Below are 13,945 nucleotides of genomic sequence, written 5' to 3' on the forward strand. Positions count from 1 at the left end.
AACAGGCCGGAAACCGGGAGCAGTGGCAGTAGCGGCATGACCAGCGAGCATAAGAACCAGGCGATACCCCAGTCGGCACCGCCGCTCACACAGTGGATCGAGCGGTTTGACCGGCACCGCACGCTGTATATCTACCTGGCGCTGGCCGTCTATCTATTCACCAATAACACCATCAACGCACTTTCCGTCTGGGCAGAACACAATCGCGGCGGCGCGGCCGATATCCAGCTGTGGGAACCCTTCGCCTGGGAGTACACCAGTGCGCTGAGCACGCTGCTCCTGTTTCCGTTCCTGGCCTTCGCCTTCCGCCGCAACCCGCCGCGTTTGACCCGCGTCGGCCGGCAACTCGGCTGGCACCTTGTAGCCACCCTGCTCTTTGCCGCGGCCCATGTATCCCTGATGGTTGCCATGCGCGAGCTGGTCTACACCTTCGACGGAGGCAACTACAACTTCGGCCCCTGGCTGCGGGAGTTCTGGTACGAGTACCGCAAGGATGCCTGGGGCTACGCGCTCTTCTTCTGCCTCTACCATCTATTCCGGCTGACCCACGGCCGCCTGAAGGGCGAAGCCAGCCTGATCGCGGAGCACGAGCCGGTGGCCGGTACGCCCACCGGACAGGCGGTACCGGAACACTTCCTGGTCAAGAAGCTCGACAAGGAGTTCCTGGTGCGGGTGGCGGATATCGAGTGGGTCGAAGCGGCCGGCAACTATGTCAACCTGCACAGCCGCGGGCGCATCTACCCGCTGCGGGGCACCCTGACCAGCATTGCCGAGCGCCTGGCCCCGGCCGGCTTCAGCCGAATTCACCGGGGGCTGGTGGTCAACCACAGCGCCATTGAACATATCAGCATCCAGTCCAGCGGCGATGGCGAGGTGCAGCTGCACAGCGGCAAGCTGCTGAACCTCTCGCGCCGATACCGGGATGCCTTCAAGCAGGCCCTGGCCTGATCGCCGCGGGTATGAGAATCACCCTGCTGACCCACCGGCGCGAGCTGGATCGCAAGACCAACACCGGCGCGCTGGCCCTGGCGCATTGCGGGAACATCGTCGAACGGGTGGTCTGGGAGCGCCGCAACCCGGATCCGGCACTGCTGGAAGCCATCGAGCGGGGGGAAGCGGCACTGGTATATCCCGGCGGGGATTCAACCTCCGCCCGGCCGGAGGATTTCGCGCAGCTGATACTGATCGACGCCACCTGGCAGGAAGCGCGGAAGATCTACAACCACAGCCCCTACCTGCAGGCGGCGCCGCGGGCGGCGCTGGCAGCGGATAGTGCCTCCAGCTACCGCCTGCGGCGCAACCAGCCGGACGGCGGCCTGTGTACCGCCGAGTGCGCGATCGAGATACTGCGCCAACACGGCGAGGATCTTGCGGCCGACCGGCTGGAGGCTGCCTTTATACAGTTCAACCGGGGCCCACAAGCCCGCAGCTGACTAGTGTCCAGACAGCTATTCACCTGAAAACTGCACCCTGTACAATGTCGGCAATACCAATAAAAAAGCGAGCAGACCATGCGAATCAAAATAGCGCTCATGTTGCTACTTGCCGCCACCCCGATTGCCCAGGCGAAAGAACTGGCGATCACCTTCGATGATTCCCCCAGGCGAGCAGACGGCTATTTTGGCGGTCCCACGCGGGCCAAAACGCTTCTGGCGGAACTGGAGAGGCACAATATCCCCCAGGTGGCCTTTTTCTCGGTGAGCCAGAAACTGGACAAGGAGGGCACACAGCGGCTCCAGACTTACAGCGATGCGGGCCATATCATCGCCAACCACACCCATTCCCACCCCGACTTCAACCAGCTGAGCCTGCAGGAATATACCGATAACGTCGGCAAAGCCGACGAACTGCTGAGCGGCTTCCCGACCTTTAAGAAGTGGTTCCGCTTCCCCTACCTGCGAGAGGGCGATACCGCCGCCAAACGGGATGGCATGCGGGCCTATCTGAAAGAAAACGGCTACATCAATGCCTATATCACCCTCAACAACTACGACTGGTATATCGAAACCCTGTTCCAGGAGGCCGTCGGCAAGGGCATCGATGTCGACCTGGAGAAGCTGAAGGGTTTCTATATCGACGTGGTCAGCGAGGGCATAGGGCACTTCGACCAACTGGCGGTAACCCACACCGGGCGCTCCCCAAAGCATGTGCTCCTGTTGCACGAGATGGATATTACGGCGCTGTTCGTGGGCGACCTGGCCGAAGCACTCAGGGCAAAGGGCTGGAAGATCATCCCACCGGAAGAAGCCTATACGGACGATATCGCCGGCTACCAGACGCAACGGGTGCTGAAGTACAACCCGGGCCGGGTGGGTGAAATCGCCCGCGACAAGGGACAGAAATCCGGTCTCTGGCACAAGACCCTGGATGAAGACTACCTACGCGAGCGCTTCAATGCCGAGGTGCTGGGACAGAAAGCAGGCTAGTACCTTATTCACGCTCTCACTGTTTGACCGGCACGGAGTCCCAAAAATGGAATTTATCATTCTCCTGATCGTGGTACTGGCCGTCCTGGTACTGCCACTGAAAATGGCTGCCGCCATGCTGGGCGCGCGCAATACCGGCGCCTTCTACTGCCTCTTCGCGCTTCTGCTGGCGGTCATCATCCAGCGCGTTGTTGGCGGCATGATTCCCGGCGTGACCGAGGAATACGGTATGCTGATCACCATCCCCCTGGCGGCCGTCGCCTATATGCTGGTATTGGGCACAGGCTTCCTGAAAGCCATACTGATCGCCATAGTCCAGGGATTGATCCTGATCGGCGCCACGCTGTTGTTGGGCGGCTTTCTCGCGGCGGTTTAGCCGGGCTGTCTTTCGTCGGCAGGTGCTCAATCAAATGAGAACCCCACCCTTTGTTCAAGGAGAGTTCATTGAAAAAATTGCTCGTACTCCTGCTTTCAGCCTGGTCGATAGCAGCATCCGCCAAAACCGTCAAATCGATAGATGAGATACCCGTCTCACCGGGCGCCTCCTACGTATTCTTCTACCACGGCGCCATTGCGGAGGGCACCAAGTCGAATCCGGTCTCGGAAAAATACGGTGAATACGATTTCAGCGGGCTGAAGCAGGCACTGGACTCGGACGATTACTACCTGATCGCCGATATCCGCGAGAAGAATATCAGCGTAAAGGCCCACGCCGAGAAACTGGCGGAGGCTGTTTCCGGCCTGCTTCACAAAGGGATACCTGCGGAAAATATCAGCCTCGTCGGCTTCTCCCGCGGCGGCGGCATCGTCGCTACGGCGGCCGGCCTGATCGACAATAAGGATATCCGCTATGTCCTGCTCGCCGCCTGCCCCCGGGCTGTGGGCTGGCCACCCTTCCGCGGGCGCCTGTTGTCACTCTATGAGAAAGACGATTCCCTGGCGGGCTCCTGTGCCTTTGTTACCGAAGCAGCGCCAAAGGTGGACGAGTTCAAGGAGATTGAACTGGAGTCCGGCCTCGGCCACGGCGAGTTCTACCGCCCCCAAGAACGCTGGCTGGAGCCGGTGCGCGCCTGGATTTCAACGGAACGCAAGAATAAGATTTTCAAATGATGATGAGCGGATCATATCGATCCGCTCCCCTACCTCCAACAACTTCCCCAATCAAGTTCGACCCACCAAAAATCGGTTCGGACGCACCAGTCAAGACTACGCAGTCGACCGATCTCGCGTAATCACTTTTCCTCAATCAATTTTTTATTGAAAATTTTTTTGAGCTGCCGCACAAATTTCGGATCATTCAGATTCCACTGCCGGATTCTCTCTTTTGCGCCTGTGAAGGATCGATAGAATCAACGACGAACGCGAAGGATACACAGTTCTCACCGGAAACCTGGACGGCTCTACCTAGAATAACAGCCATTTGTCTCTCAGCGACCGGTCACGACAAAAGGGACCATTCTTCCCTCACCTTTCTTAATTCCTTTTTCATTTCGAAAAATAAAAGTAACAAACAGGTGAACAACCGATGAGAACGAGAGCATTTACCCTATTAGTAATACTGCTATTGAGCACACCCCTGTCCGCACTGGCCGCCACCGGCGTCGCCCTGGTGCACGGCACCGGTCACCAGTCAGATGCCTACAACGACTACTGGACGTCCGGCATGGTGGAGTCCATTCGCCAGGGGCTGCCCGCAAGCAGCAACCTGGTGGTCATCAACTACAATTTTGAGAAATACATGTGGGACGACGCTGCCGCCGGATGCCTGGCGACGCAGCTTTACAACTTTGTCACCGCCATGAACATCGACGACCTGGTCGTCATCACCCATTCCAATGGGGGCAATGTGATGCGCTGGATACTGTCCAATCCCACCTGGGACAGCCGCTACCCGGCCATCATCGACAGTATCCGCTGGGTCAATGTGCTCGCGGCGTCCAGCGCAGGCACCCCCCTGGCAGACGCCGTCATGTCGGGCAATGTCTTTGAATCCTCGGTGGAATGGCTGCTCGGCTACCAGAACGACGCGGTGCGTATGCAGCAGACCAGCTGGATGGCGTATTACAACGACAACTGGCTGCTGGGAACTTCCGGGCGGCCGTCGCTGCCGGTCGGCTTCTGGAATATTGTCGGCACCGATGTGGAAACCGCGGTCTGGGATTCGGACAGCTACTGCGGCGGTTACAGCGAGAACCTCGGCCTGGAGATCACCCAGGAGTGGCTGGACGGCTGCTCCGACGGCTTCCTGAACTGCTCGTCGCAGAACGCCGCCGGCAGGCTCTGGTTCTACGACTATGCCAGGACCAACGGCGGCGAGCCATTGAGCCACAACCAGAGCCGGCGCAAGTGTTTCAATCTCGACGTCATCCTGAGAAACGATATTTAAGGTGAGACCATGAAATCCATACTCGTAAAATTCCTGCCGGTCTTCTTTGGCTTCACCGCGAGCGCGTTTGCCCAGGAGGTACTGAACAAGAGCCGCGAGCAGATACAGTTTTCCCAGTATGTGGAACCGGGTGCTGAACAGCGCCTGGCGGACTCGGGCAGCCGTGAACAGAGCCGGGTATTTTTTCGCAAAGTCACCGGGGCCGAACTGAATCGCGGTGCCGAGCTGGTCGTAGACGCAAAAAAGGCGGTCATCCAGATATCACCGCTGGACCGCAGCAAAAACGGCAAGCGGATTGTCAATGCGGAAGTTCCGCGGGGCATGACGCTGTCCAACGGCATCGAGCGCCGCCGCGTCGACGACGACAGCATCGCGCTGTACCGGAAGTCCCAGGGTCTCAGGGAGAACTTTCCCGCATTGTACGGCCGCGCGCATGTGATGCGGGTGCCGGAGGATATGGGTCGCGGCCGCCTCACGCTGCAGGCCAATGGCAATGCGAAGGACGATGCCGAATATATCGTTTACGTGCTGGATAAACACAGCGATATCGCGCTGGAGGTACAGACCCGCAGCAAGCGCTTTTCACGTTCGGGGCATCTGGTCCTGGAAGCCAGGCCCCACGGAAACCCGGCTGCCCGGCTGGAATCCGTCTCAACCACCCTGATAGCCCCGAATGGCGAGCGCTACGCGGTGGACGGCCAGATGGCCGGAAACGGCTATCAGGTGAACTGGCCCATCAGTGTGGACGCCCCGTCCGTGCCGGGCGAGCTGTGGCGCATCGAAGTGCGCTCCACCCTGCGCAATGCGGGCAGGGAGCCCATAGAGCGCGTCGCCGTAGTGGCGGCGGATGTGTTTACGGAAACAGCAGCCGTCTCCCTCGTCGACAGCGGCGCACAAAGCCTGAAGCTGTCGATCGATGTACAGGAGGCGGGGCGCTACGAAGCCCGGGCACTGGTTTTCGGCAGGGATAGAGACGATGAATACAAGCCGGTGTTGCTGGCCTACCAGGCGGAATGGCTGGACTCCGGCCTGCGTGAGATGAAGATGTCGGTGGACCTGGCCAAACTGGAAGCGTCCGGCCTCGAGGGCCCCTATCGGGTGAGGAATATCCAGTTTCTCGACCAGGGGCGCGTGTCGGTCCTGGAATACCTGCACGGAGACTGGGAATTGAAGTAATCCGGCAACAGTACCGGGTCGGGGTGAATGCCTGGTTTCTCGATGCCGCAGCTCACGATGCCTGGACTTCACCCCGATCTCGATCGCGGCGGCATATCCGCCGCCCCCCTCCAATCACCTCTGCCATCAGGTCAGGCGAGGTTGCGCTCGAACAGTGCCAACATCCGCCCCCAGGCCCGTTCCGCCTGTTCCTGGTTATAGACCGCGGAGTCCGGCGGGCACCAGCCGTGCAGCGTGCCTTCGTAGACCTCTATCTCGGCCGGCACGCCGGCGCTGTCAAAGGCCTTGCGCAGTGCGACCTTGGCCTCGGGATCGCGCTCGTCGTCGTTCTCGGCAATCGCGACCAGGAAGCCGGCCTTGATTTTCGGCACCAGTAGATGGGGGCTGTCCTCCTTGTCGGTCACCAGGCCGCCGCCGTGGAAGGAGGCACCGGCGCCGATACGCTCCGGCATGTCCGCAGCCAGGCGGAACGCATAGGAGCCGGTCATACAGTAGCCCATGACGCCGATCTTTTTGTCGCTATCCACCGAGGGCTGCTGGTCCAGGAACTTGACGAAGGCGCGGCCGTCGGTGACGCAGGTGGTCGGTGACAGGGTACCGGCCAGCTCCTTCGCCCTGGGCCAGATCTGCTGGCGCAGCTCGGAGTCGATCGTAGCCGCGTCGTCGGGAACCAGTTGTTCCTCGGTGGTGCGATAATAGGGATTGACCACCAGCACCGAATAACCGGACTCGGCGAGCCGCTTGCCCATCCGGCGGAAGGCCGGGCGCATACCGAAAATATCCGGCCACAGGATAACCCCTGGGTGCCGCCCCTTGGCCGGGTGCACGAAATAGCAGTCGGCCTCGCCGTCCGGGGTCTTCACCGTCACATTCGCTTCCACCACCTCCTGCGCCCGCGCCGCTATCGGCAACATCATTGCCAGTGCCGCGCCCAGGCCCGCCTTGCCGAAATCGCGGCGCGTCATACCCCGGCTCCGGAAATAGGCTTCCGCGTCTTTGTTGGTCAGTTCATCACACATGATCCGCGTCTCCTTGGAGTGAAAATTTACGCGATTCAGCCGCCGACGTTTCTAACCCACGGAATACGCCAGTATCTGGCTGATCTCGTTCAGGCTGCGCCCGCTCTGCTCCTGCCAGATGCCGATGGCGTCCTGCAATGCGTCCCAGTCTTTTTTCGACGAGGGCGTCTTCTGCACCACGTCCTCGCGAATCAGCGCCTGCACCATGTCGTTGGAAAATACCAGTGTATCCACGCCCATGCGGCGAAGGAATACCTGTGCCGTCTTGCCACCCAGCCTGTCGCCGCCCTTCTGCAGCGCGCGGAGGTTGTCGGCGTAGTTGGCGCCGCTCCAGCCGGCAAAATACTTTCCCAGCCCGCCGTGCTCTTCGGAAAGCCGCCAGAAGAAATCCGCATTCAACGGGATGGACCTGGTCTTTTTCCAGTGGCTGATCATACCGTCCTGTTTCAGGAGCTCCTCCAGCGCTTCATCCGACAGGTAGCGGCAGTAGGACAGGTCGAAGCCATGGAACAGCGCCTCGATGCCGGGCCACTTTTTGTCCACCACCTTCCAGTTGAAGCCGGCCTGGAAGACCGCCTTGGAAACCTCGGACAACCAACGGTTGTCCGGGATTTTGCGGATGCTGGCCGGGGACTTCGGCTTGATCAGACGCTCCTCCAGTGCCTGCATGCCGCCAAAACGTTTAATGACTGCGGTTTCTATATCTGTGAAGTCGCGCATTTTCCGATCCTTATGCCGCTGCCGGCCCGTTTCGCGAGTTAAATCTAGTCGTTGGCGTCGAAAATCAATACAGTATTTGAAGCTGGCTTCTCTTCCGCGTACCGGACCCCGCTCGCATCGGCAATCGGCTCCCAGGGCGCCTTCCCCAGCTTGCCGATATCTGAATAGGTTCCCAGAACACTGAAATCCTCAAAAACGAAAGGCATTCCCTCGGCTCCCAGCGGGGATTTGGTATCGGCGACATGGAAATGCAGGTGTGGGCCAGTGGTCTGGCCGGTGAAGCCGAGCAATGCGATCACCTGGCCGCTGTGGACACGCTCACCGGGTTTCACGCGTATGGAGGCGGGCTTCAGGTGTTCATAGAATGCGTAGCGGCCGCGCCCGAGGTCCAGGGCGATATAGTTGCCGGTGGCCTCTTCGGGCAGCGGATTCCGGTGGCCGGATATGGTGGTGCTTTCCGGAAAGCCGTCGCGCACTGCCACTACGGTTGCATCCGCCACCGCCAGTACCTCGGCGCCGTAGCCGAGCCAGTTGTCCACCCGGTCCCCGTCCCCACGTGCAACATGGCCGCTGGCATCGACTTTCATCCAGTCGATGGCGTGCCGGCCGGGAATACGCTCGCGGTCATCGATTGTGTAGATAACGCGCCGGTGTCCGCGCTCCCAGACGGGGCTGTGGACAGCCACCCAGGGCCCTCCGCGCAGCGGCGCCGCCAGTACCAGCGGGGATTCTCTCCGCACCGGAATACGGGCGCCCAATGACTGCCGTGCGACCTGGCCCGGGAGGCGGAAAGTCAGCCGATGTTCCAGTTCGAGGGGCGTCATATCGCCATTCAGGGCCACCTCGAGATAGATCACGCCGCGCTCGCCGGGAGATAAAGCAAGCGGCTTCTCACCGCCGGACGAGCTATCCGCACGGTGCAGGCGGCTTTCGAGAAGGTCACCATCTATACGGACGAGAAGAGTGCGGCCTTTCGCATCGAGGACCTCCAAATGCTGCAGTGTCAGCGGCTGCGGGGCGGAACTGGTCAAGTGAAGTTCATAGACCAGCTGTGAAGAGCCCTCGACGACGACCGGTGCCGGCGGCTCCGGAACATGCATGACGAGCGGTGGCCGACCGGGCCCGATTCCCTCACCGGAATCCGCGGGTTGCGCCGCGGCCCCGCCGGGCAGAGATACGCCGGCGAGTGCAATACCGAACGCGACTTTTAGCGCAGTAACCAGTACCCAAAATGGTGATGTTGCTCTTGGCCGAAACATAATACCCTCCCCGAAAAGCCCACAGCGATATTTCTGTGGCCCATATCCTGGCGAGCCCGCCAGTAAACTTATTCCACAAATCACAGGCTCTTCAAGCGCAAAGCCGGGCGTGGACCTTACATCCTACCGCCCTCTTGCGCTTTAATAGCTTGATCCCAAGCCCTGCCCGCCTCGGCGAGCAGATCACTGACAACAGCGGCAAATCTTTGAGACCCAATGCCGGCACTACCTTGAAGCAACTGCTGGAAGAACCAATGAAGAAGCCTGTCTACTTTATCACTTGCCTGTGGCTAACCTTACTTGCCGGGCCACTTGTGGCCGGAACCAGGATAGCCGCGGATTCGCCGCAGCTGCTCTACACCGGTCGTATCGACTTCAGTGACAAGAAGGCCCCCCTGCTCTCCTGGCCGGGCAGCACCATCGAGGCCAACTTCACCGGCACCAGCCTGGGCCTGGTGCTGGACGACCAGGAGGGCCGCAACTACTACAGCGTGATCCTGGACGGCAACACCCTGCACCCCTTCGTGCTGGAAGCCAAGAAGGGCGAACACACCTACGAGATCTCCCGCGTCCTGGCGCCGGGTGAGCACACACTGGAAATCTACAAGCGTACCGAGGGCGAGGAGGGAGCCACCGCCTTCAAGGGCCTGCTTCTCGATGATGGCGCCGAGCTGCTGCCGCCGCCGGCGCGCCCGAAGCGCCGTATGGAGATCTACGGCGACTCCATCAGCTGCGGTATGGGCAACGAGGGCGCGGACAACGGCCGCGATGACCTCGCCTCGGAGAAGAACAACTACTGGGCCTACGGCTCGGTGGCCGCGCGCCGGCTGGATGCCGAGCTGCACACCATCTGCAAGAGCGGTATCGGCATCATGATAAGCTGGTTCCCCTTCACCATGCCCCGGTATTACGACCAGCTGAGCGCGGTGGGCGACAACGATTCCCGCTGGGATTTCAGCCGCTGGACGCCGGACCTGGTGGTGATCAACCTGTTCCAGAACGACAGCTGGCTGGTTGACCGGGAGAAGCGATTGCGGCCCGCGCCCTCCGACGTGGATCGCGTGCAGGCCTATGTGGACTTTGTGCGCAGCATTCGCAGGAAATACCCGGACGCACAGATTGTCTGCGCCCTGGGCAGCATGGACGCCACCGCCAACGACAAGTGGCCCGACTATATCCGCGCGGCCGTAAAACGCATGCGCACGGAATTCGACGACGACAAGCTGGATACCCTCTTCTTCGAATACACCGGCTACGGCCAGCACCCCCGCGTGGCCCAGCATATCGCCAACGGGGAAAAACTCGCGGATTTTGTGCAGAAGAAAATGGGTTGGTAGCGGCGATCGAGATGACTTGATCAATCGCGCCAATTTTTACCCGGCGGGATTTAGAGCGACTCGACCGTTCCCGCCAGGTGCGGTTTCTTGCCCGCACCGTCCTTGACCAGGAATTCGATACCGCCGTCCACAGTGCGGTGCTGGAACTGCACATCGGACGGCAGCAGTATCGGCAGTTTGAACGACACACTGACCCTGAAAGGCCCTTCGGGCAGCAGCCTGTCCAGCTTCGCCAGGCAGTGTGCCTTGGTCCACATGCCGTGGGCGATGGCGCGGCGGAAACCGAACAGCCTGGCAGTCAGCGTGGAAAGATGGATCGGGTTGCTGTCTCCGGAGACGCGGGCGTAGCGGCGGCCGGTGTCGGCGGGGACACGCCATTCGGCCACCGAGTCCGGGATAAATTCGCCCGCTTTCTTTTTGCTCTCGTTCCTGTTGATCGATCTGCGCCCCCCACCGCGCCGCAGCATGGTGGTCACGCACTCCCAGACCAGTTCCTCCCCCGCGAAAACCCGCGTGTGCAGATCGAACTCCAGGCCTTTGGGGGCCGGGCGCGGGCCGGTCAGGGCGCAGTCGATATCGAGTATTTCTTCTCTGTCTATGGCGCGGTGCCGGGTGATGTCGTTGCGCAGATGCAACAGCCCCAGCACCCGGAAGGGAAAGGCGTCGGAAACCAGCAGCTCCATGTGCAGGGGCGCGGCCAGCACGAACGGATAGGTGACCGGCAGGCTGTCGCCGGCGGCGAAACCGCATACCTCCCGATAGGCATTCAGCGATTTGGCATCTACGCGTCTGCCTTTCAGCAGTACCCGGCCCAGCTCGCTCTCCGCGACCGGCAACTGGCCAGACTTCCTGGCAGTGAGCACGCGCAGATAGAAGGATGGCATCGAGGGCACGGACTTCAGTTCAACGGTTTTCGACATGCTTTACCTTGATAAAAAGGGACGCGAGTTGCCGCTCGCTGTGAAATCCCACTGGCGGATTCTCGCAGAAAGATGTTGCTATTTGTACTCTGCTACCGCCGCTTCGCCCCCACCTTGGGTAGGGACGTTGACGCAGATGATACTCAGCGTTTCCCCCGGCTCTCCCCGGTAGGTGTCCAGGAAGTGGCATTTGCCCACCCGGATGGCGGTGGGCACATAGGTGTGCCCCATATACACCGCGTCGATGCCGGAAACCTGGAAGGGCTGCAGCCGCTCCGGGGAGGCCCGGGCGACCCACTCCTCGCCTGCTTGGCCGGACAGCATGTGGTCGGCGAGCTCCTGCCGCGTCTCTTCCGACGCCAGGATATCGCTGTAGAGCCTCAGGACCAGGGTTCTGTCCCACAGCAGGTTTTTCGCCACGCGGTCAATGGCATCCTCGAAGAGCGAAATGCCGGATTGCCACTGCGCATCGATGGCATTCAACTGGTCGGTCACTTTTGTCCAGCTGCTGCTGGGTACATTGGCGTGAACCAGGCCGGCACGCCCTTCGCCAATATCTATCTCGATTGCCCAGGGCCAGGAACGCACCCTCTCGACTATCTGTGCCTGCCGCTCCGCGGGGAGGCGGTAGAACCAGTCACCGCCGTTCGCCCGGTGCAGCAGCTCCGCCCCCCTATCCTCCAACCCGCCGATCATCATCGCCTCGTGATTGCCGAGCACGCTGAAGCAGGTCCGCTGATCGACCATGGCGAGCACATCCTCGCTGTCGGCGCCCCGGTCTACCAGGTCACCGAGAAAGAAGAGGCGGTCAACCTCTGGATCGAAGTGGATTTCCTCGAGTTGCCGCGTCAACTGCGACAGGTGGCCATGCAGGTCGCCGACCACATAGTCCCTGCCCTCCGGATTCCGACGTACCTTGACCAGCGTGGTCATCGGAGCACCTCTCTAATCTACCCCGCCCTGTAAGAAGCCTAGCCCCGCGTACCGCTCGGTAACGAGTCCCACCTGGCCACCCTAACAATGATTGACAAACGGGTGTTCTTTTTATAGAACGTTCTCTAAATAGAACACCCGGGAATTCCTCTGTGGACAAACCTTCTCTCGACACCCTGGGGCGCCATCTCCAGAGTTTGCGACTTGCTCGCGGCCTGTCACTCTCCCAACTTGCCGCAGACACAGGTATGGCAAAGTCAAATCTGTCGCGCCTTGAGCAGGGTAATGGCAATCCAACCCTGGACACCATCTGGCGGCTTGCCGCCAGGTTGAACGTGCCTTTCGGTAACCTGGTGGCACCAATAAGCGTGCCCGTCGGCGACGACGGCGTTCAGGTACGACTGATTGACCAGGGCAAGGACGCCCCCCAAGTCGATGCCTACTGGATGTCATGCGCGCCACAGACGCTGCGGGAAGCTGAGGCCCATTCTCCCGGCACGTCAGAATCCATCACCATCATCAGCGGACAACTCGAAGTCGGCACAGCGGGGAACACAAAGCTGCTTTCAGCGGGAGAGAGCCATACCTTTGCCGCCGACCAGCCACACATATACCGGGCCGGTGATACCTGGGCCACTTTGCTCGTTACGATCGTTTATGCGAAGGAAGGGGAGACGCCGTGAGTTTGCAGATTGCGCTCTCCAGAAATTACCCATGGCTTGTGGGTGCACGCGAGGCCATTCCGCTGTTGGGAGGTTATATACCAGTCGCAATTTCCTTTGGGCTGATTGCGGTACAGGCCGGCTTCAGTGTGTGGGGAGCGGTCATCATTTCGACACTTGTCTACGCCGGAGCCTCGCAGTTCCTGTTTGTCGCGATGGTCGCTTCGGGTGCGCCACTCTGGCTGGTGGTTGTGATGACGCTTCTGATCAATGCCCGCCACGTGGTTTACGGGCCAAACCTGGCCCCCTGGTTACCTGCAAGCCGCTGGTGGCCGTGGCTGATGCACGGCCTGACAGACCAGATCTTTGCCCTGGCTCACACCCGCCTGCCCCAGCTTGCAACGGCCGAACGCCTGGGCTGGTTCACCGGCGCCATGTTACTGGCCTGGTTCAGCTGGATTGGCGGCACGGCCCTGGGCGCAGTAGCGGGTGCGGAGCTGACGGAGCGCTGGCCGCTGCTTGGAGATGTCATGCCTTTTGCACTACCGACGCTGTTTTTGGTGTTGCTGGCGCCGCGCTTCAGCTCCCGGCTATGGTCCATGGCACTGGGCACCACTATTGTCGTTGCCTTGCTACTCAAAGTGCACGGGCTGACAAACGCCGCCATTCCCCTGGCTGCGATATGCGGGGCACTGGTTTTTTACGCGATGAGCGCCAATACCGGCGCTGGAGGAAGACGGAATGGATAGTGCACTCTGGATAGCCTTGATGGCAACGGCCGCAGGGACTCTCGCTATGCGTGCGCTGCCATTGTTGTGGATGCAGCGCCACCTCGACCGACAAGATGGCAAAGATACCGTTGAGGCCATGCCCACCTGGCTCAGCGTTCTCGGTCCGTCGATGATCGCTGCAATGTTCGGCGTGTCACTGGTACCGGCAACAGCCTCTCTGACTTCCTGGTTGGCCACTGCCTGCGGCGTGCTCCTGACCCTTTTCGTCTGGTATCGAACCCGGTCTTTGGGCTGGCCGGTCTTTGCTGGCGTAGCCATCTATGGAGCCGTGAAATTTCTGGCGAATATCGCTTCTTGACAGGCTTCCGGAAAAGTA

At 60.6% G+C, this 13,945-nt stretch carries 16 protein-coding genes; 11 read left to right on the forward strand and 5 right to left on the reverse strand.

The window, feature by feature from the left end; translation table 11 throughout:
* Positions 1-36: 36 nt before the first annotated feature.
* From AC6R19_RS00740 to AC6R19_RS00770, 7 genes are all read left to right on the forward strand, one after another.
* Positions 37-948 carry a LytR/AlgR family response regulator transcription factor gene (locus tag AC6R19_RS00740; protein WP_500577560.1) on the forward strand — a complete coding sequence of 304 codons (912 nt, stop codon included), beginning with the start codon at positions 37-39 and terminating at the stop codon, positions 946-948.
* Positions 949-959: 11 nt separating this feature from the next.
* Positions 960-1,433 carry a tRNA-uridine aminocarboxypropyltransferase gene (locus AC6R19_RS00745; protein ID WP_500577561.1) on the forward strand — a complete coding sequence of 158 codons (474 nt, stop codon included), beginning with the start codon at positions 960-962 and terminating at the stop codon, positions 1,431-1,433.
* 78 nt (positions 1,434-1,511) lie between these two features.
* Entirely contained in the window at positions 1,512-2,426 is a 915-nt protein-coding gene (locus AC6R19_RS00750; protein ID WP_500577562.1) for a polysaccharide deacetylase family protein, read from the forward strand.
* A gap of 46 nt (positions 2,427-2,472) precedes the next feature.
* Positions 2,473-2,802, forward strand: coding sequence for a hypothetical protein (locus AC6R19_RS00755; RefSeq protein ID WP_500577563.1), 330 nt, complete (start codon positions 2,473-2,475; stop codon positions 2,800-2,802).
* A 68-nt stretch (positions 2,803-2,870) separates the two neighbouring features.
* On the forward strand, positions 2,871-3,536 hold the full coding sequence (locus AC6R19_RS00760) for an alpha/beta hydrolase (RefSeq protein ID WP_500577564.1): 666 nt from the start codon (positions 2,871-2,873) through the stop codon (positions 3,534-3,536).
* A gap of 415 nt (positions 3,537-3,951) precedes the next feature.
* Positions 3,952-4,812, forward strand: coding sequence for a hypothetical protein (locus AC6R19_RS00765; RefSeq protein ID WP_500577565.1), 861 nt, complete (start codon positions 3,952-3,954; stop codon positions 4,810-4,812).
* 9 nt (positions 4,813-4,821) lie between these two features.
* Positions 4,822-5,988, forward strand: coding sequence for a DUF4785 domain-containing protein (locus AC6R19_RS00770; protein ID WP_500577566.1), 1,167 nt, complete (start codon positions 4,822-4,824; stop codon positions 5,986-5,988).
* A gap of 131 nt (positions 5,989-6,119) precedes the next feature.
* Here the strand turns inward: AC6R19_RS00770 and AC6R19_RS00775 are convergent, their stop codons facing one another.
* Genes AC6R19_RS00775 through AC6R19_RS00785 form a run of 3 tightly spaced genes read right to left on the reverse strand, consistent with a single transcriptional unit; the run spans position 6,120 to position 8,758 of the window.
* Positions 6,120-7,007, reverse strand: coding sequence for a dienelactone hydrolase family protein (locus AC6R19_RS00775; RefSeq protein WP_500577567.1), 888 nt, complete (start codon positions 7,005-7,007; stop codon positions 6,120-6,122).
* Between the two features lie 51 nt (positions 7,008-7,058).
* Positions 7,059-7,727, reverse strand: coding sequence for a DNA-3-methyladenine glycosylase I (locus tag AC6R19_RS00780; RefSeq protein ID WP_500577568.1), 669 nt, complete (start codon positions 7,725-7,727; stop codon positions 7,059-7,061).
* 44 nt (positions 7,728-7,771) lie between these two features.
* Entirely contained in the window at positions 7,772-8,758 is a 987-nt protein-coding gene (locus AC6R19_RS00785) for a M23 family metallopeptidase (protein WP_500577569.1), read from the reverse strand.
* 542 nt (positions 8,759-9,300) lie between these two features.
* Between AC6R19_RS00785 and AC6R19_RS00790 the strand changes: the two genes are divergently transcribed.
* Positions 9,301-10,323, forward strand: coding sequence for an SGNH/GDSL hydrolase family protein (locus tag AC6R19_RS00790; protein ID WP_500577570.1), 1,023 nt, complete (start codon positions 9,301-9,303; stop codon positions 10,321-10,323).
* 50 nt (positions 10,324-10,373) lie between these two features.
* On the opposite strand, the gene AC6R19_RS00795 is transcribed toward AC6R19_RS00790, so the two are convergent.
* Positions 10,374-11,243, reverse strand: a complete 870-nt coding sequence (locus AC6R19_RS00795; RefSeq protein WP_500577571.1) for a MaoC/PaaZ C-terminal domain-containing protein — start codon at positions 11,241-11,243, stop codon at positions 10,374-10,376.
* Positions 11,244-11,321: 78 nt separating this feature from the next.
* Positions 11,322-12,176: a metallophosphoesterase gene (locus AC6R19_RS00800; protein ID WP_500577572.1), complete on the reverse strand. Its 855-nt coding sequence runs from the start codon at positions 12,174-12,176 to the stop codon at positions 11,322-11,324.
* A gap of 152 nt (positions 12,177-12,328) precedes the next feature.
* Here AC6R19_RS00800 and AC6R19_RS00805 point away from each other — a divergent pair, with 152 nt between their 5' ends.
* Genes AC6R19_RS00805 through AC6R19_RS00815 form a run of 3 tightly spaced genes read left to right on the forward strand, consistent with a single transcriptional unit; the run spans position 12,329 to position 13,927 of the window.
* Positions 12,329-12,859: a helix-turn-helix domain-containing protein gene (locus AC6R19_RS00805; RefSeq protein ID WP_500577573.1), complete on the forward strand. Its 531-nt coding sequence runs from the start codon at positions 12,329-12,331 to the stop codon at positions 12,857-12,859.
* Entirely contained in the window at positions 12,856-13,587 is a 732-nt protein-coding gene (locus AC6R19_RS00810) for an AzlC family ABC transporter permease (RefSeq protein WP_500577574.1), read from the forward strand. The genes AC6R19_RS00805 and AC6R19_RS00810 overlap by 4 nt, the downstream gene beginning before the upstream one ends.
* Positions 13,580-13,927 (forward strand): AzlD domain-containing protein, encoded by a 348-nt coding sequence (locus AC6R19_RS00815; protein ID WP_500577575.1) that lies wholly within the window; start codon positions 13,580-13,582, stop codon positions 13,925-13,927. Before AC6R19_RS00810 ends, AC6R19_RS00815 begins: the two co-directional genes overlap by 8 nt.
* The last annotated feature ends 18 nt before the right edge of the window (positions 13,928-13,945 follow it).

The organism is Microbulbifer sp. SE14, assembly GCF_059834885.1.

What these genes read in the sequence shown, in the direction of transcription:
- AC6R19_RS00740 (WP_500577560.1), top strand. Translation starts at nt 37, where the DNA reads ATGACCAGCGAGCATAAGAACCAGGCGATACCCCAGTCGGCACCGCCG.
- AC6R19_RS00745 (WP_500577561.1), top strand. Translation starts at nt 960, where the DNA reads ATGAGAATCACCCTGCTGACCCACCGGCGCGAGCTGGATCGCAAGACC.
- AC6R19_RS00750 (WP_500577562.1), top strand. Translation starts at nt 1,512, where the DNA reads ATGCGAATCAAAATAGCGCTCATGTTGCTACTTGCCGCCACCCCGATT.
- AC6R19_RS00755 (WP_500577563.1), top strand. Translation starts at nt 2,473, where the DNA reads ATGGAATTTATCATTCTCCTGATCGTGGTACTGGCCGTCCTGGTACTG.
- AC6R19_RS00765 (WP_500577565.1), top strand. Translation starts at nt 3,952, where the DNA reads ATGAGAACGAGAGCATTTACCCTATTAGTAATACTGCTATTGAGCACA.
- AC6R19_RS00770 (WP_500577566.1), top strand. Translation starts at nt 4,822, where the DNA reads ATGAAATCCATACTCGTAAAATTCCTGCCGGTCTTCTTTGGCTTCACC.
- AC6R19_RS00775 (WP_500577567.1), bottom strand. Translation starts at nt 7,007, where the DNA reads ATGTGTGATGAACTGACCAACAAAGACGCGGAAGCCTATTTCCGGAGC.
- AC6R19_RS00780 (WP_500577568.1), bottom strand. Translation starts at nt 7,727, where the DNA reads ATGCGCGACTTCACAGATATAGAAACCGCAGTCATTAAACGTTTTGGC.
- AC6R19_RS00795 (WP_500577571.1), bottom strand. Translation starts at nt 11,243, where the DNA reads ATGTCGAAAACCGTTGAACTGAAGTCCGTGCCCTCGATGCCATCCTTC.
- AC6R19_RS00800 (WP_500577572.1), bottom strand. Translation starts at nt 12,176, where the DNA reads ATGACCACGCTGGTCAAGGTACGTCGGAATCCGGAGGGCAGGGACTAT.
- AC6R19_RS00815 (WP_500577575.1), top strand. Translation starts at nt 13,580, where the DNA reads ATGGATAGTGCACTCTGGATAGCCTTGATGGCAACGGCCGCAGGGACT.